The organism is Burkholderia territorii, assembly GCF_902833055.1.
GTDB classification, from domain to species: Bacteria; Pseudomonadota; Gammaproteobacteria; order Burkholderiales; family Burkholderiaceae; genus Burkholderia; species Burkholderia territorii.
In genome coordinates this window covers 953,778-979,718 of record NZ_CADFEJ010000001.1, presented here as the reverse complement: position 1 = coordinate 979,718, position 25,941 = coordinate 953,778, and the positions used below count along the sequence as shown (strand labels likewise).

Annotated in this window: 22 protein-coding genes; 13 read left to right on the top strand and 9 right to left on the bottom strand. The window is 68.0% G+C overall.

The window, feature by feature from the left end:
* Nucleotides 1–28: 28 nt before the first annotated feature.
* Nucleotides 29–793 (bottom strand): DUF4397 domain-containing protein, encoded by a 765-nt coding sequence (locus tag HW466_RS04265; RefSeq protein ID WP_059450857.1) that lies wholly within the window; start codon nt 791–793, stop codon nt 29–31.
* A gap of 310 nt (nt 794–1,103) precedes the next feature.
* Between HW466_RS04265 and HW466_RS04260 the strand changes: the two genes are divergently transcribed.
* Together HW466_RS04260 and HW466_RS04255 are read left to right on the top strand one after the other, a co-directional pair.
* Nucleotides 1,104–1,553, top strand: coding sequence for a hypothetical protein (locus HW466_RS04260; protein ID WP_174905636.1), 450 nt, complete (start codon nt 1,104–1,106; stop codon nt 1,551–1,553).
* Nucleotides 1,554–1,661: 108 nt separating this feature from the next.
* Nucleotides 1,662–1,994 carry a hypothetical protein gene (locus HW466_RS04255; RefSeq protein WP_059450859.1) on the top strand — a complete coding sequence of 111 codons (333 nt, stop codon included), beginning with the start codon at nt 1,662–1,664 and terminating at the stop codon, nt 1,992–1,994.
* Between the two features lie 96 nt (nt 1,995–2,090).
* Here HW466_RS04255 and mmsB read toward each other — a convergent pair whose 3' ends face one another.
* The 3 genes from mmsB to HW466_RS04240 form a co-directional block, all read right to left on the bottom strand.
* A complete protein-coding gene (gene mmsB, locus HW466_RS04250) occupies nt 2,091–2,981 on the bottom strand; it encodes a 3-hydroxyisobutyrate dehydrogenase (RefSeq protein ID WP_174905635.1) in 891 nt (296 codons plus the stop codon).
* Nucleotides 2,982–3,094: 113 nt separating this feature from the next.
* Entirely contained in the window at nt 3,095–4,621 is a 1,527-nt protein-coding gene (locus HW466_RS04245; protein ID WP_059869433.1) for a CoA-acylating methylmalonate-semialdehyde dehydrogenase, read from the bottom strand.
* Between the two features lie 125 nt (nt 4,622–4,746).
* On the bottom strand, nt 4,747–6,066 hold the full coding sequence (locus tag HW466_RS04240) for an MFS transporter (protein ID WP_151006022.1): 1,320 nt from the start codon (nt 6,064–6,066) through the stop codon (nt 4,747–4,749).
* Nucleotides 6,067–6,223: 157 nt separating this feature from the next.
* Between HW466_RS04240 and HW466_RS04235 the strand changes: the two genes are divergently transcribed.
* Together HW466_RS04235 and HW466_RS04230 are read left to right on the top strand one after the other, a co-directional pair.
* On the top strand, nt 6,224–7,177 hold the full coding sequence (locus HW466_RS04235) for a LysR family transcriptional regulator (protein ID WP_059808188.1): 954 nt from the start codon (nt 6,224–6,226) through the stop codon (nt 7,175–7,177).
* A gap of 287 nt (nt 7,178–7,464) precedes the next feature.
* Nucleotides 7,465–9,714, top strand: coding sequence for a putative bifunctional diguanylate cyclase/phosphodiesterase (locus tag HW466_RS04230; RefSeq protein WP_174905634.1), 2,250 nt, complete (start codon nt 7,465–7,467; stop codon nt 9,712–9,714).
* 1 nt (nt 9,715) lies between these two features.
* Here HW466_RS04230 and HW466_RS04225 read toward each other — a convergent pair whose 3' ends face one another.
* From HW466_RS04225 to HW466_RS04215, 3 genes are all read right to left on the bottom strand, one after another.
* Nucleotides 9,716–10,816: a diguanylate cyclase domain-containing protein gene (locus HW466_RS04225; protein WP_059450653.1), complete on the bottom strand. Its 1,101-nt coding sequence runs from the start codon at nt 10,814–10,816 to the stop codon at nt 9,716–9,718.
* A gap of 55 nt (nt 10,817–10,871) precedes the next feature.
* Nucleotides 10,872–11,876: a chemotaxis response regulator protein-glutamate methylesterase gene (gene cheB, locus HW466_RS04220; protein WP_174905633.1), complete on the bottom strand. Its 1,005-nt coding sequence runs from the start codon at nt 11,874–11,876 to the stop codon at nt 10,872–10,874.
* A gap of 396 nt (nt 11,877–12,272) precedes the next feature.
* Nucleotides 12,273–12,497: a hypothetical protein gene (locus tag HW466_RS04215; protein ID WP_174905632.1), complete on the bottom strand. Its 225-nt coding sequence runs from the start codon at nt 12,495–12,497 to the stop codon at nt 12,273–12,275.
* Nucleotides 12,498–12,833: 336 nt separating this feature from the next.
* On the opposite strand from HW466_RS04215, the gene HW466_RS04210 reads away from it, so the two are divergent.
* From HW466_RS04210 to HW466_RS04195, 4 genes are all read left to right on the top strand, one after another.
* Nucleotides 12,834–13,523 carry a DUF969 domain-containing protein gene (locus HW466_RS04210; RefSeq protein ID WP_059540793.1) on the top strand — a complete coding sequence of 230 codons (690 nt, stop codon included), beginning with the start codon at nt 12,834–12,836 and terminating at the stop codon, nt 13,521–13,523.
* Nucleotides 13,520–14,470: a DUF979 domain-containing protein gene (locus tag HW466_RS04205; RefSeq protein ID WP_151004847.1), complete on the top strand. Its 951-nt coding sequence runs from the start codon at nt 13,520–13,522 to the stop codon at nt 14,468–14,470. Before HW466_RS04210 ends, HW466_RS04205 begins: the two co-directional genes overlap by 4 nt.
* A 10-nt stretch (nt 14,471–14,480) precedes the next feature.
* Nucleotides 14,481–15,503 (top strand): DUF2891 domain-containing protein, encoded by a 1,023-nt coding sequence (locus tag HW466_RS04200; protein WP_060346385.1) that lies wholly within the window; start codon nt 14,481–14,483, stop codon nt 15,501–15,503.
* Between the two features lie 210 nt (nt 15,504–15,713).
* Nucleotides 15,714–16,778, top strand: a complete 1,065-nt coding sequence (locus HW466_RS04195) for an asparaginase (RefSeq protein ID WP_151004849.1) — start codon at nt 15,714–15,716, stop codon at nt 16,776–16,778.
* 87 nt (nt 16,779–16,865) lie between these two features.
* Here HW466_RS04195 and HW466_RS04190 read toward each other — a convergent pair whose 3' ends face one another.
* Complete coding sequence (locus HW466_RS04190) at nt 16,866–17,840, bottom strand: LysR family transcriptional regulator (protein ID WP_059540802.1); 975 nt, start codon at nt 17,838–17,840, stop codon at nt 16,866–16,868.
* Nucleotides 17,841–17,994: 154 nt separating this feature from the next.
* Between HW466_RS04190 and aspA the strand changes: the two genes are divergently transcribed.
* Complete coding sequence (gene aspA / locus HW466_RS04185; RefSeq protein WP_059450646.1) at nt 17,995–19,401, top strand: aspartate ammonia-lyase; 1,407 nt, start codon at nt 17,995–17,997, stop codon at nt 19,399–19,401.
* 103 nt (nt 19,402–19,504) lie between these two features.
* Entirely contained in the window at nt 19,505–21,001 is a 1,497-nt protein-coding gene (locus HW466_RS04180; RefSeq protein WP_059540805.1) for an amino acid permease, read from the top strand.
* Nucleotides 21,002–21,034: 33 nt separating this feature from the next.
* On the opposite strand, the gene HW466_RS04175 is transcribed toward HW466_RS04180, so the two are convergent.
* Entirely contained in the window at nt 21,035–21,724 is a 690-nt protein-coding gene (locus HW466_RS04175; protein ID WP_151004851.1) for an alpha/beta hydrolase, read from the bottom strand.
* A 488-nt stretch (nt 21,725–22,212) separates the two neighbouring features.
* Here HW466_RS04175 and HW466_RS04170 point away from each other — a divergent pair, with 488 nt between their 5' ends.
* The 3 genes from HW466_RS04170 to HW466_RS04160 are packed head-to-tail and all read left to right on the top strand — an operon-like array spanning nt 22,213 to nt 25,927.
* Entirely contained in the window at nt 22,213–24,603 is a 2,391-nt protein-coding gene (locus HW466_RS04170; RefSeq protein ID WP_151004853.1) for an ATP-binding protein, read from the top strand.
* Nucleotides 24,600–25,346, top strand: a complete 747-nt coding sequence (locus tag HW466_RS04165) for a methyl-accepting chemotaxis protein (protein WP_059773316.1) — start codon at nt 24,600–24,602, stop codon at nt 25,344–25,346. The genes HW466_RS04170 and HW466_RS04165 overlap by 4 nt, the downstream gene beginning before the upstream one ends.
* The gene (locus tag HW466_RS04160; protein WP_060346389.1) at nt 25,343–25,927 is read left to right on the top strand and encodes a hypothetical protein; all 585 of its coding nucleotides are present in this window, start codon (nt 25,343–25,345) and stop codon (nt 25,925–25,927) included. The genes HW466_RS04165 and HW466_RS04160 overlap by 4 nt, the downstream gene beginning before the upstream one ends.
* The last annotated feature ends 14 nt before the right edge of the window (nt 25,928–25,941 follow it).

Genomic DNA, 25,941 nt, shown 5'->3' with positions numbered 1-25,941 from the left:
CCGCCGGGCGGCGGCCCGCGGCTGGCGGTTATTGCGGGCCGAGTTCCTGCGCGGAGGTGTCCGCATCGTTGCCTTGCGCGACGAGTACGTGCACGTCGTTCGGCGTCACGTCACCGATACCGCCCGACGGGATCGTCACCAGCAGCCAGTCGGCATTGTTGCCGATGTTGACCGGCGCCGTCGTCAGGATCGGCGTCTTGCTGCCGGCGGTCGTGACGATCACCTGGTAATTGCCGCCGTTCAGGTAGACCGAGTCCTGTCCGGATGCGGGCACGGCGTTCTGGTACGCGGCGCCCGCCAGCGTCGGGCTTTGCGAGTTGATGTCGGTGCCGGGAGGCACGACGTACACGTCGAGGTTCTGTGCATTCGGCGATGCGTTGAAGCTGCGCACGCGCGCCTTGTCGGACAGCAGTTTCTTGTCGAACGGATCGTCGATCACCGAGATCGCCGACGACGTGCTCGGCAACGCGATCGTGGTGTAGTGATGGCCGTTCGCCGCGCCGAAGGATTGCGACGCGACCGTCGCGGTCGTGCCGGAGACGTCGTAGCTCGCCGTCTGCGTGCCGGAGTCGATGTCGTGATAGCGGGTCACGCCCTTGTACGCGACACCCGACGCATCGACCTTCGCATTCAGGTAGTAGTCGAGATTCGGGCCGGCCGGCACCGCGTTGATGAAGCGCGCCTGCGGTTTCGAGATGCCGAGTTCGGTGCCGACGTCGTTGCCGTCTCCGCCGCAGGCCGCGAGCACGGAAATGACCGAGCACAGGGCCGCTATCGTTCGAATGGATTTCATTGTCGTCCTCTCGTTCAGGGAACCTGATTGCGATGCGGTGTCGCCGCGCGACGGATCGCGCGGTACGCAGCGCCGGATTGAAGGAAGAAATTGCCGTCCGCCGGGGCGGCGGGCGCATGGATGACGCAAGCGACGTGCCCGCATGGCGAATTCGGCGCAGGCGTCCGTATGGCCGAGGTGTGAACAGGAGCCGCAGTTGCGTGCGGCGTCCGATCGTGTGAGTCGAGACGGCGCGCTTGTAAAAAAGGCGGCGCAGCGATGAAGAGAGCGACACGCGCAGCAAACCGTTTCAAACGCGGTCCGTTGTGCGTTGCTCGCGATTCGCGAGGATGGGGCAGACGTTCTGCGCGCATATCGTTGCGTGCGCATCGATATGAAGGTGGCCGTTCAATCGCGCGCGGCGTGCATCGCAGTACAACGCGCGGTGCGTGGTGTGAATCAGCGGTTCAGCAGTTTCGCCGGATACGCGAGCGCACGAGGGATCGGCATGCACGCGACGAAGCCATGCGGGCCCGCGCTTATCGCATCGAGCGTGTCGCGCAGCCAGCCGATGAAGCAAGCGAAGGCGAAGCCGCCGACGTCAGCGATTGCGCATGCGAACGCGATTCCGCCGGCTGCGGTCGAGCCCGTCGGGAACGTCGGCGCCAATCCGCGAGGCGACTGGCATCGCTGCGGCCGCGCGCCCGTATTGGCCGATGAGAACGGGCGCATGGTCGCGTTTTCGGGCCGCACATTTTGCCCCGATGCAGCGATCGTTTAACCATTCGAAACAATGTGTTCACCGAAAAGGGCATGATCTCCGGCGATTCAGCAGGCATACTGTCGCCTATGTTGCTCAATGCCGTCGAATCGACGCGCGCTTGCCCCCATGTCCATCCCTGTACCTTTTCGATCCCTGCGAGGGTTGACCATCGCGGCCGCTGCATGCTTGCTCGCCGCGTGTTCGACCGCTTCCGACGTGACCGCGACGTCGAACCCGAACGTCTTCACCGTGACGACCCGCACGCTCGGCGTGTCGACGACATGGGCCGACGCCCATGAAAAAGCGGTCAACGAAGCGACCAACTACTGCACGCAGCGCGGCATGCGCGCGAGCCTGAAGCAGGAGTCGGTGACCGGCGGCAGCCGCGTCGACGCGCGCTCGGAACTCGCGTTCGAGTGCCATCCGACCTTCGAGACGGCGTCGAACCCGCGCGGATAACCGCCGCGCCGCCAGCTCCCCGCGCTGTTACGGAAGTGAATCGACCCGCGATGCCGTTGACGGGCATCGCGGGTCGGCGCACGTCCGTGGGCCGCGTCACGCGGGCTGCGCTTCGTACAGCTTCACGCACGCGGAGAAGTCGAGCGTGCCGAGCCCCTGCTGGCTCATCGACTGATAAAGCTGCTGCGCGAGCGCGCCCATCCACACCGGCTGCCGTGCGCCACGCGCGGCTTCGGTCGCGAGCCCGAGATCCTTCAGCATCAGGTTCGCCGCGAAGCCGCCCGAATAGCCGCGCGCGGCGGGCGCCGCGTCATTCACGCCCGGGTACGGGTTATACGTGTCCGAGCTCCAGCAGCGGCCGGTCGACGTGTTGATGATGCCGGCCAGCACGGCCGGCTCGATACCGAGCGCGGCGCCGAGCGCCATTGCTTCGGATACGCCCATCATCGAGATCCCGAGCAGCAGGTTGTTGCAGATCTTCGCGATTTGCCCGGTGCCCGTGCCGCCGCAGTGCACGACGTTCTTGCCCATGTCGAGCAATACCGGGCGGATGCGCTCGAACAGCGCGCGTTCCGCGCCGACCATGAAGGTCAGCGTGCCGGCCTGCGCGCCGCCGGTGCCGCCGGACACCGGCGCATCGGCGAGCGGGAAGTCGCGCTGCGCGGCGGCGTCGGCGACCGCGCAGGCGGTGCCCGGATCGATCGTGCTGCAGTCGACGAACGTCGCGCCGGCGCGCGCGCCGGCCAGTACGCCGTCGTCGCCGAGATAAACCTCGCGCACGTGCTGCGCGGCCGGCAGCATCGTGATCACCAGCGATGCGCGAGCGGCCGCGTCGCGCTGCGATGCAGCGGCCGTCGCGCCGGCGTGTACGGCGGTGTCGACTGCGTTCTTGTCGAGGTCGAACACCGTCAATGCGTGGCCGGCCTTGAGCAGGTTGGCGGCCATGGGGCCGCCCATGTTGCCGAGTCCGATGAATGCAATTTCCATGTACAGGTTCCTGTGTCGACCGGACTTGGCGCTTTAGCGCTTAGTCCGGTCCCATGCTTCGCGGTCGACCGGCCCCAGCGCTCCAACACTCGACCCGGCGCCATCCGTCGCACTCAGCGCAGCGCGATCGTCGTATTCACGCCCCCAGCCGTCGCGTCGTCGTCGAACCAGCGCGCGGTGACCGTCTTCGTCTGCGTGTAGAACTGCACGACCTGCTTGCCGTACGGGCCGAGATCGCCGAGCTTCGAGCCGCGCGAGCCGGTGAAGCTGAAGTAGGGCACCGGCACCGGAATCGGGATGTTGATGCCGACCTGGCCGACGTCGATCTCGCTCTGGAACTTGCGCGCGGCCGCGCCGCTCTGCGTGAAGAGGCCCACGCCATTGCCCATCGGGTTGCGATTCACGAGTGCGATTGCTTCGTCGAGCGTATCGACTTCCATCACGACCACCACCGGTCCGAAGATTTCTTCCGTGTAGATCGACATGTCCGTCGTCACCCCGGAGAAGATCGTCGGGCCGACGAAGTTGCCGTGCTCGTAGCCGGGCACCTTCACGTCGCGGCCATCGAGCAGCAGCGTCGCGCCTTCCTTCACGCCCGCGTCGATCAGCGACAGGATGCGCGCCTTCGCCGCCTTCGACACGACCGGGCCGACGTCCGTGCCGGCTTCGGCGCCGGCGTTGACCTTCAGCGCCTTCGCCTTCTCGACCAGATCGGGCAGCCAGTCGCGCGCGTTGCCGACCAGCACGACGACCGACGTCGCCATGCAGCGCTGGCCGGCCGCGCCGAAGCCCGCGCCGACCAGCGCGTTGATCGACTGCTCGCGATGCGCATCGGGCAGCACGACCGCGTGGTTCTTCGCGCCCATCATCGACTGCACGCGCTTGCCGTGCTGGCTGCCGAGGTTGTACACGTGCGTGCCGACGCGCGTCGAGCCGACGAACGAGATCGCCTTGATGTCCGGATGCGTGCAGAGGCGGTCGACCACGGTCTTGCCGCCGTGCACGACGTTCAGCACGCCTTGCGGCACGCCGGCTTCGATCGCGAGCTCGACGAGCTGCATCGTCGACAGCGGATCCTGTTCGGACGGCTTCAGCACGAACGTGTTGCCGCACACGATCGCCATCGGGAACATCCACAGCGGGATCATGCCGGGGAAGTTGAACGGCGTGATGCCCGCGCACACACCGATCGGCTGGCGCAGCGTGTAGGTGTCGACGCCGCCCGCGACGTTCTCCGCGAACTCGCCTTGCTGCAGCGTGCCGATCGAGCACGCGTGCTCGACCACTTCCAGCCCGCGGAAGATGTCGCCTTGCGCATCGGGCAGCGTCTTGCCCTGCTCGGCAGTCAGCGTGTGTGCGATCCGTTCGAGATTGCGGCGCACCAGATCCTGGAACTTCAGCATGATGCGCAGCCGCGCGCCGATCGGCGTCGTCTTCCAGGTCTGGAACGCGCGCTGCGCGGACGCGATCGCGGCATCGACCTCGTCGAGCGTCGCGTACGGCACGCGGCCGATCACTTCCTGCGTCGCGGGGTTGACGATGTCGCCCCATTCGGTGCTTTGCGACTCGACGAACGCGCCGTCGATCAGCAGCTTGGCGGTGGGCAGGGCGAGGGTGGTCTGGGGAACTGCGGCGTTCATGGAAATCTCCGGGAAACGGTGATGCGAGGAAAAAGGGTGGCCTGCGTCCGTCGCGCGTCGGGCGACGGCGGACGGCAGGTCGAATGGAAAACGGGTAAAGGCGGGCCGGCGTGCGGCCGATGCGCTCAGGTCCGTGCCGGACGCATCAGCGCGGTGCACACGAGCGCGAACACGCCGAAGCCGACGAGGTACGCGATCACGTAGTGCGGCTGGCCGCCGCCGGCCTTGAGCAGCGACGTCGCGATCATCGGCGCGAAGCCGCCGCCGATCACGCCGGCCAGCTGCACCGACAGCGAGATGCCGCTGTACCGGATTTCCGCCGGGAACTGCTGCGCGAACAGCAGCGACTCCGGCGCATAGAGAATCGGGAACACGACGCCGAGGCCGAGCACGATCGCCCACCATGCGTAAGACGTCTGCTGCGTGCCGAGCATCATGAAGAACGGCGCCGCGAACGCGCACATCAGCACGAGGCCGATCGCGAACATCCGGCGCTGGCCGATGCGGTCGCTGAGATGCCCGCACAGCGGCATCGTGACCAGCGACAGCGCCGCGCCGGCCGTGATCGCGTGCAGCATCTCGGCCTTCGGCAAGTGCAGCTGCTGCGTCGCATACGCAAGCGCGAACGTGACGACCATGTAGAACCACGTGTTCTCGGCGGCGCGCGCGCCGACGATCGTCAGCACCTCGCGCGGATGGCGGCGCAGCGCGGCCGTCACCGGCGACTTCTCGGCCTTGCCCTGGCGCTGCACCTTCTCGAAGTCCGGCGATTCCGGCACCTTCGCGCGAATGAACCAGCCGAGGCCGACGAGCGCGATGCTCGCGAGGAACGGCACGCGCCAGCCCCAGGACAGCATGTCGGCTTCCGGCAGTGCGGCCACCGCGGCCATCGCGGCCGACGACAGGATCAGCCCGAGCCCGACACCCGTCTGCGGCAGGCTGCCGAACAGCCCCTTGCGGCCCTTGGGCGCGTGTTCGACCGCCATCAGCACCGCGCCGCCCCATTCGCCGCCGACCGCCATCCCCTGCAGGAAGCGCATCGCGATCAACAGCGCGGCGGCCCAGTAGCCGATGCGCTCGTACGACGGGATCAGCCCGATGATCATGCTCGGCACGCCCATCAGCAGCAGCGTGATCATCAGCATCGACTTGCGGCCGATGCGGTCGCCGAAATGGCCGAACACGATGCCGCCCATCGGCCGCCCGATGAAGCCGACCGCGAACGTGCCGAACGCGGCGAGCGTGCCGACGACGGGGTCGAGCGACGGAAAGAAGATGCGGTTGAACACGAGCGCGGCTGCGGTGCCGTAGAGGAAGAAGTCGTACCACTCGATCGTGGTGCCGGCCATGCTGGCCCAGCCGGCCAGCAGGTAGTGCCTCGCGGTGCGGGCGGGCGCCGGCGTCGCGATGGCTGCATGCTCATCGAGGGTGGATCGCGTCTGCATGGTGTCTCCGTATTTGTTGCCCGCGGCTCATGGTCCGCAGGTCACGGTCGAGTATAGTTATGCGCAGATCCACGATGTACCGACAAGAAAACCGGTTGGATGTGCATTTCTGCATATCGACGGCCGGCCCGGAGACTCCTGCCCCTTTTTCCCGCCGATGCGACACGCCACCGAGCCGGTTTCCGGCAACCTGAACTGGGACGACCTGCGCTTCTTTCTCGAAGTCGCCCGCACGCAGCGCGCGAGCGGGGCGGCGAAGCGCCTGGGGGTCGACTACACGACCGTCGCACGGCGCATTCGCGCGCTGGAGACCGCGATGGGCACGCTGCTGTTCGACAAGTCGCGCTCCGGCGGTTTCACGCTGACGGCCGAGGGGCAGCGGCTCGTCGCGTATGCGGACGCGATGGAGACGACCGTGCAGTCCGCGTGCGACCAGGTCGCGAATACCGGCGAGGCGCTGTCGGGCCACGTGCGGATCGGGTCGACCGAAGGGTTCGGCTGCTTTTTCCTTGCGCCGCAGCTGGCGCGGTTTCGCGTCGCGCATCCGCACGTGACGGTCGATCTGCTGCCGGTCCCGCATTTCGTCAACCTGCCGAAGCGCGAGGCCGATCTGGCGATCACGCTCGAGCGGCCCGAACGCGGGCCTTACGTGGCCACGAAGCTGTGCGACTACCAGTTGCGGCTCTATGCGACGCGCGACTATCTGGCGAACCACGCGCCGATCACCTGCACGGACGATCTCGCGCAGCATGCGTTCATCAGCTACGTCGACGATCTCGCGTTCAGCAGCGAGCTGCTGTACCTCGAGCGCGCGGTGCCGGGCGCGGCCGCCGGCTTGCGCACGACGAGCGTGATCGCGCAGGTGTTCGCCGCGCTGCAGGGCGGCGCGCTCGCGATCCTGCCGTGCTTCATGGCCGCCACGCAGCCGGCGCTGGTGCCGGTGCTGGCGGACGACGTGGTGGTCACGCGCTGCTTCTGGCTGACCTGTCGCGAGGACCTGCGCAAACTGCGCCGCGTGACGGCGCTGTGGGATTACCTGCGCGCGGCGGCGGACGCGAATCGTGCATTGCTGATGGGGGAGTCGGAGCAATTGCGATTCGTCGGGGAGTGAGCGCGGCGGGGCGTCGCGGGCGAGCCGTCAGAGGAGGACGCGCGGCCGTGCGCCGCAATCATCGGATGAATCGGTCACGGCGGCGGGCCGCCGCGACCGCGCGTAAGCCCTGATGCGCGCGGACGCGCAGCCCGGCACGGATTGGTATTAAATGTATTGTGGTGCGCGTCAGGGGCGCGCCCGAATGGGGACGCACCGGCGCACGCCGACCGGCTGCGGAAACGGCACGAAGCATCACCAACGAATCGGGCGCATCAGACCCGGTCGAACTGACGGCAGGATTCGTCTTGAATACTGAACCGCAAAGTTCTCGCTACAGCCTCGGCCTCGCGGCGGAAGTGCTCGCGTCCGAGCAGAGTGTGCTGAGGCTGATCACGCGCAACACACCTTTGCCGGAACTGCTCGTCGAGGTATGCCGGCGCGCCGAGGCGCTGCTCGGCGACGGCGCGTCGTGCACGATCCTGCTCCTCGATGCGGATGGCGTGCACGTACACGTCGGCGCCGCGCCGTCGCTTCCCGCGCAGTACAGCGCGGTGATCGACGGCGCATCGATCGGGCCTGCCGCGGGCTCGTGCGGCACGGCGATGTACGAGCGGCGGATGATCGCCGTCGAGGACATCGAAACCGATCCGCTGTGGGCCGACTTCCGATCGTTCGCGTTGCCGTTCGGCCTGCGCGCGTGCTGGTCGGTGCCGTTCGTGGACGACGCGGGCACCGTGCTCGGCGCGTTCGCCGTCTATCATCGCGCGCCGCGGCGCCCCACGGACGCGGAAACAGACCTGCTGCGCGATATCGGCAACAGCGTCGGCCTCGCGGTGCATCAGGACTCGATCGCGCGGCAGCTCGCGCGCAGCGAGGAACATCACCGCCTGGTCGTCAACAGCCTCAACGAAGGGATTGTCGTCGTGTCGCCCGATGGCGTGGTGGTCGCGAGCAATCCGAGCGCGAACCGGATGATGCGCGTGAAGGGCGACCTCGTCGGCCGCCGGCTGTCGACCGTGATCCTGTACAAGCTGTACGAGGACGGCACGCCGATCGCGCCCGACGAATGGCCGAGCCGGCGTGCGCTCACGATGGCGATGCCGCAGCTTGACTACTCGGTCGGCTTCGGGCTCGCCGACGGTGACGTCATCTGGGTTCGCGGCAACGCGGTGCCGATCGTGAAGCCGGGCGAAACGCGGCCTGAATCGGTACTCATGTCGTTTCACGACATCGGCCCCGTGCGCGAAGCGCAGCAACAGCTGCGCTATCTGGCGACACGCGACGCGCTCACGGGCCTGTACAACCGGCGCTGGCTCGCCGACCGGATGCGCGAGCTGTTCGGCGCGCGCGATGCGGCGGCGGGGCCTGCGCGTGTCGCGATCCTGTTCATCGATCTCGTCGGCTTCAAGAAGGTCAACGACACGGCCGGCCATGACGCCGGCGACGCGCTGCTGCGCAGCGTCGCGGCGCGCCTCGCGGCGTGCGCGGGTGGGCGCCACGCGCTCACGCGTGTCGGCGGCGACGAGTTCGTGATCCTCGTCGACGACTGCGACGACCCCGACGAACTCGCCGTGCTCGCACGCGAGGTGATCGATACGATCGCGAAGCCGTTCGCGATCGCGAACAACGAGTACTGGCTCGGCGTGTCGATCGGGATCAGCGTCGCACCGCGCGACGGCGACGATGCGACCACGCTGATGCGCAACGCCGATTCCGCGATGTACGACGCGAAGCAGCGCGGCCGCAACCACTTCACGTTCTTCACCGCGCAGTTGAACCTGCGCCTGCAGCGCCGCTTCGCGATCGAGCAGTCGCTGCGGCGCGCGATCGCGTCGGATGCGCTGCGGCTCGCCTACCAGCCGGTGGTCGACGCGCGCAGCGGCCGCACGGTCGGCGCGGAAGCGCTGCTGCGCTGGACGAGCCCCGAGCTCGGGCCGATGTCGCCGGCGGAATTCATCCCGGTCGCCGAAGACACCGGGCTCATCGTCGCGATCGGCCAGTGGGTGCTCGAGACGGCCTGCCGGCAGGCCGCCGAATGGCGCCGCACGATCGCCCCCGACCTGATGGTGGCGGTCAACCTGTCGCCCCGGCAGTTCCACGAGGGGCTCGTCGAGTCGGTCGATCGCTGCCTCGAGCAGACGCGGCTCGATCCCGGAGCACTCGAGCTGGAGATTACCGAAGGACTGCTGATGAACGATACGGACACCGTGCTGCCGATGCTCGAGGCGCTCACGGACATGAACGTGCGGATCTCGGTCGACGACTTCGGCACCGGTTATTCGTCGCTCGCATACCTGAAGCGTTTTCCGCTGCACAACCTGAAGGTGGACCGTTCGTTCGTGTCGGGCGTGCCCGATCATCGCGACTCGGTCGCGATCACGCAGGCCGTCGTCGCGATGGCGCATTCGCTCGGGATGAAAGTCACCGCGGAAGGCGTCGAAACCCAGGCGCAATCGTGGTTTCTGCAGCAGATCGGCTGCGACATGCAACAGGGCTACCTGTTCGGCCGGCCGCTCGATCCCGTCGACTACGCGCGCCGGCTCGTCGCCGTCTAGGTCACGCGAAACCGCCGCCTGCCGGCGGGGAAGTGGGCGCCGGCGCTGCGGGCGGCGCATCGATCTCCACGCGATTCTTGCCGTCGTGCTTCGCGCGGTAGAGCGCGCGGTCGGCCGCCTCGATCAGCGACGTCGTCGGCAGGCCCGCGGCCGGCACGATGCTCGCGCCGCCGATGCTGATCGTCACATAGCGGCCCGTCGACGAGTGCGCGTGCTCGAGCCGCAGCGACTCGACCGCGAGGCGGATCTTCTCGCCGAGCAGCCGCGCGGCGCCCGGCGACGTGGCCGGCATCACGACCGCAAACTCCTCGCCGCCGAAACGCGCGGCGAGATCGCCGGCCTGCCCGAGACAGCGTTCGATGGTGGCCGCGACCTGCTTGAGCACGCTGTCGCCCGACACGTGGCCGTACGTGTCGTTGTACAGCTTGAAGTTGTCGACGTCGATCATCAGCAGCGACAGCTCGCTGCGCTCGCGCGTGCCGCGCCGCCACTCGGCGGCCAGGTATTCGTCGAGATAGCGGCGGTTCGACAGCCCGGTCAACCCATCCGAATGCGTGAGGCGCCGCAGTTCGAGATTGGCCTCGAGCAGTTGCTGCTGCGATTGCCGCAACGCGCGATAGGCCTCGTCGCGCTGCAGCAGGTTCATGTACGAGCGCGAGTGATAGCGGATTCGCGCGATCAGCTCGATGCGATCGGGCAGTTTCACGAGGTAGTCGTTCGCGCCGGCCGCGAACGCGGCGCTCTTGATCACCGGCTCTTCCTGCGTCGACAGCACGATGATCGGCACGTCGCGCGTCGCCGGATTCGCGCGGTACGCCTTCACGAGGCTCAGCCCGTCGGTGCCGGGCATCACGAGATCCTGCAGGATCACGGTCGGCCGCGTCTCGATCGCGCTCGCCAGTGCGTCGTCCGAGCGCGGGCAGTAGTGGAAGTCGATGCCGTCTTCGTCGATGAGCGCGCGCCGGATGGCTTCCGCGACGATCGTCTGGTCGTCGACCAGCAGGACCATCGCGGGGGCGTCGGCGTGTGGCGCGGGCGCTGTGTGCGCGGCGTCGAACGCCGCATGCAGGCCGCCGGGCGGGCGGGTGAAGTCGCTAGTCATGATTGATGCCGGGTCGCGCCATGGCAGCGACGGGTGTGACAGGGTTTCATCGGGCTCAGATCCGTGCGAGTGCGATCAGTTCGCCCGCGATGCGCTCGAGCGGCAGGATCGCGCGCGCGGCACCGAGCGTCGCCGCCGCCTTCGGCATGCCGTAGACGGCGCTCGTCGCCTCGTCCTGCGCGATCGTGTGACAGCCCTTCATCCGCAGTGCCTTCAGGCCGATCGCGCCGTCGCGTCCCATGCCGGTCAGCAGCACGCCGATCGCGCGGCCCGGCCAGTGTTCGGTCACGCTGTTGAAGAACACGTCGACCGACGGCCGGTACGGTGTGGCGGCCGGTTCGCGCGTGTATTGGAGCGTGCCGGTGCGCGTGATGCGCAGATGATCGTCGGTTGCCGCGAGCAGCGCGACGCCCGGCTGAGGGCGGTCGCCTTCGTGCGCGACGCGCACCGCCAGCGGCGTCTGGCCGTCGAGCCATTGCGCCATCCCTTCGGCGAACGCGCGATCGACGTGCTGGACGATCACGATCGGCGCGTTGAAATCGGCCGGCAGGCTGCCGAGGATCGAGGCGAGCGCGCCGGGTCCGCCGGCGGATGCGCCGATCGCGATCAGCGGGCCGCCGCGCATGCGCGAGGCCGGGCCGGCCGCATGGACTGAGCCGGGTGCATCGAGCAGGCGGCCGATCTGGTCGATCTTCGCGAGCAGCAACCGCGCGGTGTCGCCGCCCGCGCCTTCGCCGAGGCGCGGCGTGTCGACCGCGTCGAGCGCGCCGGCGCCCATCGCCTCGAACACGCGCCACGCGTTCGCGCCGATGCAACTCGTCACGATCAGGATCGCGCACGGGCGGCCGGAACGCATGATCCGCCGCGTCGCCTCGATGCCGTCGAACTTCGGCATGATCAAGTCCATCAACACGACGTCGGGCGGTTGCGCGGCGCACAGTTCGACGGCCTGCGCGCCGTCGGTCGCGACCCACAGCACGCGATGCTCGGGCCGGTGCGCGAGCGCACGGCGCATCGCCTCGACGGCAAGCGGGAGGTCGTTGACGATGCCGATGTTCACAAGCGGGATACTCCGGTCGGTTCGTAGTGTTGGAAATGGGCCGGGTTCATGAAAGGCGGTGCCTCGGCGCCGCGGAACGGCATCGACGAGCGGGCGGCACGGAATTCTTTTCGATTGGCGACGCCCGAATGCTGTCATGCGGCGCGAGCGGCGGCAATCGAAAAAATTGCGCATTGCATCGTTTCCGACCCTTTCTTCTATGGTCGGGCGGGATTTTGCCGCCCGCGGGCGGCCGGACAGCCGTGTGCAGGAGGATGTGGCGGCGCGGCGATCCGCCGCCGCGCGGTCGTTTTCGCCGGGAAGGAGGCGCGCGCGGCACGGGCGCACGCGCTGGCACCGGCGCCGGCAAGCCGGCCGCGCGGGCCGGCATACCGCGCCCGGTGCGCGTTCAGCCGTTCAATGGCTGCGCGCGTATCCCTGGATCAGCGCGCGCATCATTCCTTCGACCGTTGCGTCGAGCAGGTCGGCTTCCTCCTCCGCTTCCTCGACGAGCGCGGCATAGGCGGTTGCGAGCGTCACGCGATCGACCTCGTGGCGTTGCTCCATCAGCGTCACCATCCCGTCCTTCGCCAGATGAGCGGAGAACGCGCGGCTGCCGATGGTCTGGAATACGTCAATCATGGCGGCTCTCCCGAACGTTGCGGATGCCTTCCAGTGTAGTCGGCGCACCGGCGCTCCGCCATGCGCGGCGGACGCGCCGGGCGCGGCCCGCCGCCGGCACGCCGGCCGCGACGTGCGAGCCGGGGCGTCGTGGCCGCCCGTCGCGAATCGTTCGGCCGAAAGGGCGCGAACACTTGGCCGACGCAACGTCGCGGCGATTTCAACGTTTACCCGAAACTTCAAATTGTCGACTTTTTATCGATAAAGTCTCGTGTTAGATTTTGCCGCCTGAACCGGTCGAAACCGGGCAGGGCGGCGGGCCTTCACGGCACCGCGCATCCATCACAAGGAGGGGCAATGCTGGTGCTGATTGGGGTGCCGATCGTCGTGATCGGCTTCGCGCTGCGCTTCAACGCGCTGCTGGTGGTGACGATCGCGGGCCTCGCGACGGGGCTGGCGGGCGGCATGAATGTCGTCGATATCGTCAGCGCGTTCGGCAAGGCGTTTACCGACAACCGCTACATGGGTCTGATCTGGCTGACGCTGCCGGTGATCGCGTTGCTCGAGCGCAACGGGCTCAAGGAGCAGGCGAAGCGGATGATCTCGCGCGTGCACGCGGCGACCACCGGGCGCGTGCTGATGCTGTACTTCGTGCTGCGTCAGGTGACGGCCGCGCTCGGCCTCACGTCGCTCGGCGGCCACGCGCAGATGGTGCGTCCGCTGATCGCGCCGATGGCGGAAGCCGCGGCCGTCAGCCGGCTCGGCGACCTGCCTGAATCCGTGCGCCAGCAGATCCGCGCGCACGCATCGGCCGCCGACAACGTCGCCGTGTTCTTCGGCGAGGACATCTTCATCGCGATCCAGTCGATCCTGCTGATCAAGGGCTTTCTCGAACAGAACGGAATCGCGATCGAGCCGCTGCACCTGTCGGTCTGGGCGATTCCGACGGCGATCGCGGCGTTGCTGATCCACTGCACGCGGCTCGCACTGCTCGATCACCGGCTCTCGCGCGGCTTCGGCGCATTCGGGCGGGAGGGCGCGCGATGATCGGCCTCGAACCGCTGTACACGCTCGCCGGCCTGATGTTCGCCGCGTTCGCGTGCTTCAACCTGACGGACCGCACGAACCCGCGCCGTGTCGTCACTTTCGCGTTCTGGGCGATCTACGCGCTCACGTTCCTGTTCGGCGCGCTGCTGCCGCACTTCGTGACGGGCTGTCTCGCGATCGCACTCGCATTGATCGCGGGCTCCGGCAAGCTCGGGCGCGGCAAGTCGGACGAAGCCGGCGATGCGGCGGCCGCGCGACGCGACGCGAAAGCGCTGCGCTTCGGCAACCGGCTGTTCCTTCCGGCGCTGCTGATTCCGCTCGTCACGCTGATCGGCACGTTCGCGCTGAAGCTGGTGCCGTTCGTCGATCCGAAGAGCGTGACGCTGATCTCGCTCGTGCTCGGCACGCTCGTCGCGTTCGCCGTCGCGCTCGCGATGCTGCGCGATTCGCCGGTGCATGCGCTGAAGGAAGCGCGTCACACGATGGACGCGGTCGGCTGGGCCGCGATCCTGCCGCAGATGCTCGCGGCGCTCGGCGCGCTGTTCGCGGTCGCGGGCGTCGGCGGCGTGGTCTCGGGGCTCGTGAGGGAATGGGTGCCGATCGATTCGCCGTTCGCGGTCGTCGCCGCCTACACGGTCGGCATGGCGCTGTTCACGATGATCATGGGCAACGGGTTCGCCGCGTTCCCGGTGATGACGGCCGGCATCGGCCTGCCGCTGATCGTCCACCAGTTTCACGGCAACCCGGCGATCATGGGCGCGATCGGGATGTTGAGCGGCTTCTGCGGTACGCTGATGACGCCGATGGCCGCGAACTTCAACATCGTGCCGGCCGCGTTGCTCGAACTGAAGGACAAGAACGGCGTGATCAAGGCGCAGTGGCCGACCGCCGTGCTGCTGCTGGCCGTGAACACGCTGCTGATGTACGCATTCGTATTCCGCTTCTGACGAGACGCCCATGACCGACCGACTGACTCCCGAACTCGCATCGAAATTCGCGTCGCTCGCGCTCGCGCACCTGACCCGCGAATATCCGAACAAGCTCACGCACTCGCTCGAAGGCCCGCACGACGTACAAGGGCCACGCGCACTGCACCCGATCTTCTACGGCAGCTACGACTGGCATTCGTGCGTGCACGGCTACTGGCTCGTGCTGAGCGTGCTCGAACGCTATCCGGCGCTGCCGGAGGCCGAGCGGATCATCGCCGTCGTCGACGCGCATTTCACCGACGCGAACGTCGCCGGCGAACGCGCCTATCTCGCGCTGCCGCACAACGCCGGTTTCGAGCGGCCATACGGCTGGGCGTGGCTGCTCGCGCTGTCCGCGCAACTGGAGCGGCTCGCGCTGAAGGGCGTGGTGCCGCAGGCCGCCCGCTGGGCGAAGACGATCGCGCCGCTCGCCGAACTGTTCGTCGCGCGCTTCGAGACCTTCCTGCCGAAGGCCACCTACCCGCTGCGGGTCGGCACGCACTTCAACACCGCGTTCGCCCTCGCGCTCGCGCTCGACTTCGCGCGCGCGACGCAGCGCGACGGGCTCGCGGCGCTGATCGTCGAAACGGCGAAACGCTGGCATCTGAACGATGCCGGGTGCCAGGCGTGGGAGCCGTCGGGCGACGAATTCCTGTCGCCCGCGCTGATGGAAGCGGAGCTGATGCGGCGTGTGCTGCCAGCCGCCGAATTCGACGGGTGGTTCGCGCGTTTCCTGCCCGATCTCGCGCGCGGCGAGCCGGCGACGCTGTTCGAGCCGGCGACCGTCAGCGACCGCAGCGACGGCAAGATCGCGCATCTCGACGGGTTGAATCTGAGCCGCGCATGGTGCCAGCGCTCGCTCGCCGGCGCGCTGCCGGAAGGCGATGCGCGGCGCGCGAAGCTGCTCGAGGCGGCCGACCGGCATCTCGCGAGCGCGCTCGCGCACGTGGCCGGCGATTACATGGGCGAGCACTGGCTCGCGACGTTCGCGCTGCTGGCGCTGGACGCGTAGTCGCACCTGCTGAACATCGGCATTTGGCGGGCGAGACGGCCGGGCGCGCGTCGCGCGACGTGCCGCGCGCGAGGTGCCCCGAGCGGCTTTGCATCGGGCGCAATACCGCTTTCCACGGACCGGGCGGCTCGACCCGGCGGCAGAGCCGATACACTGCCGTACCGGTAGCACGGGCCCCGGCAATCCGGCCCGAAGAAGGAGACAGCACAGATGGACACCCAACGCGCAGCGGTCGTGACGTACCGCGGCAATGCGATCGAGAACACGCACGTCGCCGATGTGGCGGTGGTGGATGCCGGCGGCAGGCTGCTGTTCCGGCTCGGCGATCCGTTCCGGATGACGCTCGCGCGCTCGGCGGCGAAGCCGGCCCAGGCGCTGTCCGTGATCGAGACGGGTGCGCCCGAGCGTTTCGGCTTCGACGATGCGGACATCGCGCTGATGTGCGCGTCGCACAGCAGCGAGGAGCGGCATATCGCACGCACGCGGGCGATGCTGGCGAAGGTCGACGCACAGGAGTCGGATTTGCGCTGCGGCGGCCATGCGCCGTTGTCGGACGCGGTGTACCGGTCGTGGATCAAGCGCGACTACACGCCGACCGGCGTGTGCAGCAACTGCTCGGGCAAGCACGTCGGGATGCTCGCCGGCGCGCGGGCGATCGGCGCGGCGATCGCCGACTACCATCTGCCGACGCATCCGATGCAGGTGCGAGTGAAGCAGGTGGTCGCCGATGCGTGCGGCCTGCCCGGCGACGAACTCGACTGGGCGATCGACGGCTGCAATCTGCCGACGCCGGCATTCCCGCTCGACCGCCTCGCGCGTCTTTATGCATCGCTCGCCGACGGCGCGGATCGCGTGGAAGCCGGCGGCACCGCGACGACCGATCGCGTGCGCGCGCTGGCGCGCATCCATCATGCGATGACGGGCCATCCGGAGCTGGTCGCCGGGGAAGGGCGCTACTGCACGGTGCTGATGGACGCGTTCGAGGGGCAGGTCGTCGGCAAGCTCGGCGCGGATGCGTGCTACGGGATCGGCGTACGCGCATCGGCGCGCACGCGGGAACTCGGCGCCGACGGCGCGCTCGGCATCTCGGTGAAGATCGAGGATGGCAACATCGACGTGCTGTACATGATGGTCAGCGAACTGCTCGAGCGGCTGCGGATCGGCACCGACGCGCAGCGTGCGCGGCTCGCCGCGTTCCACCGGCCGCGGATGCTGAACACGCAGGGCGTCGAGGTCGGGCACGCGACCTTTCCGTTCGAATTGCAGCCGGCCTGACCGGGGCCGTCGTGCCGGTGTCGCGTGCCGAAGGTGCGCGCGGCATCGGCATCGGCGCCGGCTTGCCGGCCCGCGCGACGGCAGCCGCTACGCGGTTGCGTCGCGAATCTTCGCCAGCTCGACTGCCGACAGCTCGCCGATGTGAGCGAGATGCTCCGCGAGAAAGTCCTTCAGCACGCGCAGCTTCGCCGAGCTGCGCCGGTTCGCCAGATACGCGATGTAGATGTAGTCGCCGGTGAGCTTGTTCTGCAGCCGGTAGCGCGGCAGCACGGCTTCGAGCCGGCCGCTCGCGAGCAGGTCGCGCACCAGCCAGATCTCGAATTCGGCGATGCCGAGCCCCGCGCAGGTCGCGTCCAGCAGCAGTTCCGAATGATCGGTGACGAGGTTGCCGGCCGGCAGCACGCTGTGCCGCGCATCGCCGCGCACGAGTTCCCAGCGCGGATCGCCCTCTGGGTGCACGTAGCGCAGGCAGTTGTGATGCCGCAGGTCGTCGGGCGTCGCGGGGCGCCCGCAGCGGTCCAGATAGCCGGGCGTCGCGCACAGGATGCTGTCGTTGCGCGACAGCCGGTGCACGACGAGGTTGTCCAGGTAGTTCTCGCCTTCGTGAATGTCGAGGTCGAAGCCGCCGGCGACGAGATCGTTGTGATTGTCGGTGAGCCGCACGTCGAGCTGGATCTCCGGGTAGCGCGCGAGAAACGGCGCGATCAGCGGCGCGAGGTGACGGCGGCCGAACGCGACCGGCGCCGTGAGCTTCAGCGGGCCGCTCGGCTGCGAGTTGAGCTCGGCGACGACGCGCAGCGTGTCGTCGAGATCGGCGATCAACGTGACCGCGCGCTCCAGGTAGATATGGCCGGCTTCGGTCAGCGTCACGCTGTGCGTCGAGCGATGCAACAGCGCGACGCCGAGGGCGTCCTCGATGGCCGTGATCTTGCGCGCGACGGTCGACGTCGACACGTGCATCTCCTTCGCGACCGCGGAAAAGCTCCCCATTTCGACGACCCGCACGAACGCGCGCATCGCGCCGAGGTGATCGATGCCGGTGTCTCTCGCCGTTGTTTTCATTCGTCTCTCGCTGTTGCGTCACACGCAAAACCGCTTTCGATAATACAGAAGCGAGCTTCTTTATGCAAAGGCATAGAATGCGATCCCGTCGTACGGGGAAGCGGTGAACGCAGCCGGTTCCCCGCGCCGGCAGAGACAATCCAGGAGGGGCACCATGACCGAGAACGGCTTCCGCGTCGAGGCGGATCTTTTAGGGAAACGAAGCATTCCGGCTTCCGCGTACTACGGCGTCCATACGCTGCGCGCGAAGGAGAACTTCGACATTTCGGGGCGCACGATCGCGTCGCTGCCGTACCTCGTCATGGCGCTCGCGGCGGTGAAGGAAGCCGCGGCTGACGCGAACTGCGAGCTCGGGCTGTTGCCGCGCGCGTATCGCGACGCGATCGCCGCCGCCTGCGTCGAGATCCGCGAAGGCCGGCTGCACGACCAGTTCGTCGTCGACATCATCCAGGGCGGAGCCGGCACGTCGACCAACATGAACGCCAACGAGGTGATCTGCAATCGCGCGCTCGAAATCCTCGGGCACGCCCGCGGGCAGTACGAATACCTGCATCCGAACGAGCACGTCAATCTCGCGCAGAGCACGAACGACGTCTATCCGACCGCGATCCGGATCGCGACCTGCTTCGCCGTCGAGCATCTGCTCGACGCGATGGCGCGCCTGCGCGATGCATTCGCGGAGCGGGCCGACGCGTTCGCCGATCTGCTGAAGCTCGGCCGCACGCAGTTGCAGGACGCGGTGCCGATGACGCTCGGCCAGGAATTCTCGACCTACGCGGTGATGGTGACGGAAGACATCGCGCGCCTGCAGGAAGCGGGCTTGCTGATGCGCGAGATCAACCTCGGGGCGACCGCGATCGGCACCGGCATCACCGCGCATCCGCAATACGCGCAGAAGGCGCTGGCCGCGCTGCGCCGCATCACCGGCCTGGACCTGAGCACCGCGCCGAACCTGATCGAGGCGACGCAGGACTGCGGCGCGTTCGTGCAGGTGTCCGGCGTGCTGAAGCGGATCGCGGTCAAGCTGTCGAAGATCTGCAACGACCTGCGGCTGCTGTCGAGCGGCCCGCGCGCCGGCTTCGGCGAGATCAACCTGCCGCCCGTGCAGGCCGGCTCGTCGATCATGCCGGGCAAGGTCAACCCGGTGATCCCGGAAGTCGTGAACCAGGTCGCCTTCGAAGTATTCGGCAACGACCTCACGGTGACGTTCGCCGCCGAGGCCGGCCAGCTTCAGCTCAACGCGTTCGAGCCGGTGATCGCGAGCGCGCTGTTCCGCAGCTTCGGCCATCTGACCGCCGCCTGCACGACGCTCGCGGACCGCTGCGTGAGCGGCATCACCGCGAACCCCGAGCGGTTGCGCGAAACGATGGAGCGCTCGGTCGCGCTCGCGACCGCGCTGAACCCGTACATCGGCTACAAGCGCGCGACCGCCGTGGCCGCCGAGGCGCATGCGAGCGGCAAGTCGATCCGCGAAATCGTGCTCGACCGCCAGCTGATGACCGCCGCACAACTGGACGAAGCGCTGCAGCCCGAAGCGCTGATCCGCCCGCGCGCGTACTGATTCCTGCCGCGCGACGCCGGCGCATGCCGCCGGCGGCCCGTGCGCGGCCGTTCCCGCAGCGCCCCTTCGACGGGCGCCACACATCAAGAAACGGAGACACACCATGAAGCACGCCAGCGAGCGCGCGGCCGACACGGCCGGCGGCGCGGACCCCCGTCACGCCGACCGGGACGCGATGTTCGCGTCGCACGAAACCGGCTACGAGAAACAGTTGAAGCCGCGACACGTGCAGATGATCGCGATGGGCGGGGCGATCGGCACCGGCCTCTTTCTCGGCGCGGGCGGCCGCCTGCAGAGCGCGGGGCCGGCGCTCGCGGTCGTGTATCTCGTGTGCGGCGCATTCGCATTCCTGATCATGCGCGCGCTCGGCGAGCTCGTGATGCATCGGCCGACCAGCGGCTCGTTCGTGTCGTATGCACGCGAGTTCATGGGCGAGCGCGCGTCGTTCGTCGCCGGCTGGATGTACTACCTGAACTGGGCCACCACCGGTATCGTCGACATCACCGCGGTGGCGATCTACATGAAGTACTGGGCCGTGTTCACGGACGTGCCGCAGTGGGTGTTCGCGCTCGGCGCGCTGGGGATCGTGTCGGTGATGAACATGATCGGCGTCAAGGTGTTCGGCGAGATGGAGTTCTGGTTCTCGATCGTCAAGGTGGGCACGCTCGCGTTGTTCCTCGCGGTCGGCGCCGTGTTTCTCGCGAGCGGCCATCCGGTCGCCGGGCAGATGCCGGGGCTGCACCTGATCGCGGATCACGGCGGGATCTTTCCGCACGGAATCCTGCCGGCCGTGCTGATCGTGCAGGGCGTCGTGTTCGCGTATGCGAGCATCGAGCTCGTCGGCGTCGCGGCGGGCGAGACAGCCGATGCGCGCAAGGTGCTGCCGAAGGCGATCAACAGCGTGATGTGGCGCATCGCACTGTTCTACGTCGGCTCGGTCGTGCTGTTGACGATGCTGCTGCCGTGGACCGCGTACAGCGCGCACGAAAGCCCGTTCGTCACGTTCTTCGGCAAGCTCGGCGTGCCGTACGTCGGCACGGTGATGAACGTCGTGGTGCTGACCGCCGCGCTGTCGAGCCTGAACTCCGGCCTCTATTCGACCGGGCGCGTGCTGCGTTCGCTGGCGATGGGCGGCTCGGCGCCGCGCTTCGTGTCGCGGATGAACGCGCGCGGCGTGCCGTACGGCGGGATTCTCGTCACGGTTGCGGTCAATGCGATCGGCGTGCCGCTGAACTACATCGTTCCGGCGCAGGCGTTCGAGATCGTGCTGAACATGGCGTCGCTCGGGATCATCACGACCTGGGGCTTCATCGTGATGTGCCAGATCCTGTTCCGCCGCGCGGTCAATCGCGGCGAGCTGAGCCCGGTGTCGTTCCGGATGCCTGGTGCGCCGTTCACGTCGTGGCTGACGCTCGCGTTTCTCGTCAGCGTGCTGGTGATGATGGCGTTCGATTATCCGGGCGGCACGTGGACCGTCGCGATGATCCCGGTCGTCGTGCTCGCGCTCGTGGTCGGCTGGAAGCTCGCGAAGCGCGGTGCCGCGCGGGAAGCTGCTGCAGCCGCCGCGCCGATCGGCGCCGATCCGGCGAGCAACGTCTGACGATACGCACGGGCGGGGAGACCGCCCGTGCGCTCAGTTCAATCCGGTGCGCGCACCGACCCAGCGGGTGAAGTCGCCGGCCATTTCCGCGGTCAGCTCGTGACCGGCATCGTACAGCCGCGTGTCGTGCGCGACACCGAGCGCCGTCAGCTTCGCGTCGGCGGTTTCGGCCCAGGCCACCGGCAGCTTGTCGTCGAAGCGGCCATGGATCACCAGCGCATGCAGTGCGGTCAATGCGTCGCGCGGCGCGATCAGCGGATCGATCTCGGGCAGGATGCGCCCGCACAGCACCGCGAACGCGGTGACATCGGCCGGCGACGTGAGCGCGACGCTCGCGCTCATGATGCCGCCCTGGCTGAAACCGGCGATCACGGTGGGCAGTGCGGCGTGTTCGTGGTCGGCCGGCCGGGCGCGCAACGCGCGCAGCAGCGCGATCAGCTGCACGCGGCTCGCATCGGCGCGGGCCGCGTCGATCTCCGGGCCGTTCGCGCCGAAGCGCACCGGAAACCACGCGTGCTGGCCGGGGCCGAACGTCAGCGGGCCGCGCACGAACACGATTTCGATGCGCGGGTCGATCGTGCCGGCCAGATTCAGCAGATTGGTTTCGTTGCCGCCGACGCCGTGCAGCAGCAACACGCGGCCCGCGGGCAGGCCGGCGGCGGGGCGCAGCCGGTAGTGAAGACCGGATTCGGAGTCGGTGGTCAGCGGCAGCACGTCGGTCATTGCAAGGGTCCGGTGGGGAAGTGATCCGACAGTCTAGAACGCGCGGCGCGGAACGTGAATCGCCGGACGGCGATTGATTGTTTCTCCGCAGGAATGACTCGACGGTCAGTCACCCATATCGGCCCACGCGGCGAATCCGGCCGTTCGGCACAAGGTGCATGACCGATTCGATTCGCAGATAATGCGCAAACGTTTTACCGGCATTCGACCAAATTGAATTACCGGATAGCAAATAAAAAAATGAATATCCGGGCTGGATTTGTCGAGGCCGACAGCTAGCCCGTCGAGCCTTTGAGGCCAAGGGTTAACGGCCGATTCGAGAAAAACTTTAGTATTTTCTCGCCGCAATTGACCATTGCGATTTTCTCAACGATCGATTGATTTTCAGTCATCGGACGGTCATACACCATCCCCGATAATTCGGCGCTCACATTCTTTCAATAGACAAAAGGGCGATCGAAGCCGGATCGCTGCGGGGAGCTGTACTCATGACCATCCGTCATCGCATTACGCTGCTAGTCGTCCTGACGTTTTTCGCGCTTTCCGCGATCGGTGCATACGCCGTGTACCAGACGCGCAAGAGCGCGTCCGAGGTGCGTCAGGTGACTCAGGGAATCGTGCCGAGCGCGCTCGCGTCCGCCGATCTCGTCGCCGACGTGAAGAACATCCAGATCGCGACCATGACGCTGGTGTACGCGCCCGACGCGAACACCGCCGCACAGGCGCGCGACGAGCTGAAGGCGAAGCAGGGTGCGCTGCGCGCGGCGCTCGACGCCCAGGCGAAATCGGCGGTCGGCCGCGCGCAGGAAGGCCTCGTCGCGCAGGCGAAGGACAGTGCCGCCAACTACTTCGCGGCGATCGACGACACCGTGAAGATGAAGATCGACGGCAAGCCCGAGATGGCGCAGGCGTTCCTGTTCGCGAACGTCGCGCAGTATCGCGACGAACTCGAGGGCATCGTCGACACGCTGCGCATCGAGAAGAACCGTCAGAAGGACGACGCGATCCGCGCGCTGAACGGCATGCTCGCGACGACGGCCACCGCGATCGCGGGCGTGGCGGGCACGGTCGTCGTGCTGCTGACCGCGCTCGGCTTCGTGCTGTATCGCCAGATCACGCGTCCGCTGATCGGGATGCAGACGGCGATGAGCGAGATCGCGACGAGCCAGGATTTCACGCGCCGCGTGCCGGTGGGCCGCATGGACGAGATCGGTCACTCGATCGTCGCGTTCAACGGGATGATCGAGAAGATCCAGGAGAATGCCGCGCAACTGAAGCAGAAGACCGCCGACATCCAGGCGATGCTGCAGAACATGCAGCAAGGGATCCTGACGGTCGTCGAAGGCGGCGTCGTGCATGCGGAGTACTCGGCTTACCTCGAGACCATCTTCGAGACCGGCGACATCGCCGGGCGCGACCTGATGGCGCTCGTGTTCGACGATTCGAGCATCGGCTCCGACGCGCGCTCGCAGGTCGAAGCGGCGGTGCATGCGTGCCTCGGCGAGGACAGCATGAACTTCGCGTTCAACGAGCATCTGCTCGTCAACGAAGTCGCGAAGCGGATGCCGGACGGCCGCGAGAAATGGCTCGACCTGAGCTGGTCGGCGATCACCGACGAGACCGACACGGTCGTGCGGCTGATGCTGTGCGTGCGCGACGTGACCGAGATTCGCGAGCTGACCGCGCAGGCCGGCGAGCAGCAACGCCGCCTCGAGATGATCGGCGAAATCCTGTCGATCAGCCAGGACAAGTTCCACGACTTCGTGCACAGCGCGAAGGGCTTCCTCAGCGAGAACGAGCGGATGATCCGCCAGCACGAACGCGCCGATCATTCGATCGTCGCGGCGCTGTTCCGCAACATGCACACGATCAAGGGCAACGCGCGCACGTACAGCCTGCAGCACCTGACCAACATCGTGCACGAGGCGGAGCAGGCGTACGAATCGCTGCGGCGCGCGGACAGCGGCCCCGAGTGGAACCGTGACGCGCTGATGGACGACCTGGCCCGCGTGCGCGAGGCGGTCGACCACTACGCGACGATCAACGCGGTCACGCTCGGCCGACATGGCCAGGCGGCGCCGCACGGCGGCACCGACTACCTGATGGTCGAGCGCGCGCATATCAGCGAGAGCCTGCGCATGCTGGACGGCGCCGATCCGGCGAACGCGAGCGACTGGCACGCGGCGCGCGATTCCGTGCGTCGACTGCTGAGCCAGTTCGGCACGCAAAGCATCGGCGAGGCGTTGGGCGGCGTGATCGAATCGCTGCCGTCGCTCGCGGCCGAACTCGGCAAGCCGGCGCCCGTCGTGCATATCGACAGCAACGGCCATCGCGTGCGCAGCGAAATCGGCGCGACGCTGAAGAACGTGTTCATGCACCTGCTGCGCAACGCGATCGACCACGGGATCGAAACGTCGGAAGAGCGTCGCGCGGCGGGCAAGGCGCCGGCGGGCAAGATCGACATCGCGGTCGACGTCGAGGACGATGCGCTGCGCTTCGTGCTCGGCGACGACGGCCGCGGCCTCGCGCTCGACCGGATTCGCGGCGTCGCGCGCGAGCGCGGCTGGATCGATGCCGGCAACGAAGCCGCGCTGACCGACGAAGCGGTGGCCGAACTGATCTTTCGCCCGGGCTTCTCGACCGCGCGCGCGGTGACCGAAGTGTCCGGGCGCGGTGTCGGGATGGACGCGGTGCGCAACTTCCTGAAGCGCGACGGCGGCGACATCGCGCTGCGCTTCACCGACGATCGCGTCGGCGCGTCGTATCGCACGTTCGAGACGATCGTGTCGCTGCCGGCGCGATTCGCGGCGGACGGTGCCGCCCGCGACGCCGGCCAGCCGGCAGGCGCGGGCGTCGCGAACGTCGACGTGGCGCAATGATCGTGCACGCATGGATGATCCCGGTGGGCGCCGCGCTGGCGGGCGGCGTGGTGGCTGCGGCGGTTGCCGCGATCGTGTATCGCATCGCGCGGGCACGGCTGGTTACCGCGCTGACGCGCGAAGCCGACGCGTTGCGCGCCGCGCTCGGCGCGGCCGATGCGCGGGCCGATGAGGCCGTTGCCGCCCACGCCGACGCGGCGCAGGCGTGGGCACGTCGCGAAGCGGAACTCGAGGACGCGCTGGCGCGCGAGGCGGCCGGCACCGGCGAGCAGCGCGACGCGCTGCAGGCACTCGCGGCCGAGCGCGCCGCACTGTCTCAGCATGCGACGAAGCTCGCCGGCGAAGCCGCGCGGCTGCGCGGGCTGGCCGGCACGTTCGAGCGCTGGCACGAGCAGATGATCTCGCTGACCACGCAGAACCAGGACATGCGCACGAAGAACCAGGAGTTGTCGGCGATCGTCGCGCACGTGTCGATCGTGTCGCTGAACGCGTCGATCGAGGCCGCGCGCGCGGGCACGGCCGGTCGCGGCTTCTCGATCGTCGCGAGCGAGGTGCGCGGGCTTGCCGCGCGCTCGCAGCAACTGTCGAACAGCTATCGGGACAGCCTGAATCGCAACGACCTCGTGACGGCCGCGACGTTCCAGGACATCCAGGCGGGCGGCAAGATGATCACCGCGGCGCTCGCGACGGTCGAGACGCTTGCCGGGCAGCTGCATGCGCGACTCGAGGGAGCGGCGGCGTGATCAGTGCGCAGGCCCGGGCCGGTTTCGAGCGAATCTTCTTCGATGCAGCGCGCACGCGGCTCGCGTCCGGTGGCGCGTGCGAAATCCGGCCGGCCGCCGTCGACGCGCACGACGCGTCGCACGATCCGTCACGCACGAAGCCGCGCGCGACACCGAAGGTGCCCGAACACGTCGCAGTGCTGACGATTTCGGCGCTGCATTTCCGGTTGCTGCTCGCGCTGCGCTTTCGCGACGACGAACCGACGCGCCGTCATTTTGCAGCGGCAGCGTCCGGCGCGAGCGCGCAGCGGCCGCTGCCCGAGGCGTTCATGGAAGTCGCGAACCTGTGCTGCGGCGCGATCAACCAGGCGCTGACCGCGCCGTTCCCCGATCTGGGGATGTCGACGCCTTACCTGTTGAGCGGCGCGAGCGTCGACTACCTGCATGCGTTGAACCCCGATCACGTGGCCGCCTACGACGTGACGCTCGACGGCGACGTGCGGATCGGCGCGACGCTGTGCGTGTGCGCGAACGCGCCGGTCGATTTCCACGTGCCGGAAGCGGCGAGCGTGGACACGGGCGGCGAGCTCGAACTGTTTTGACCGATTGCGAGGAC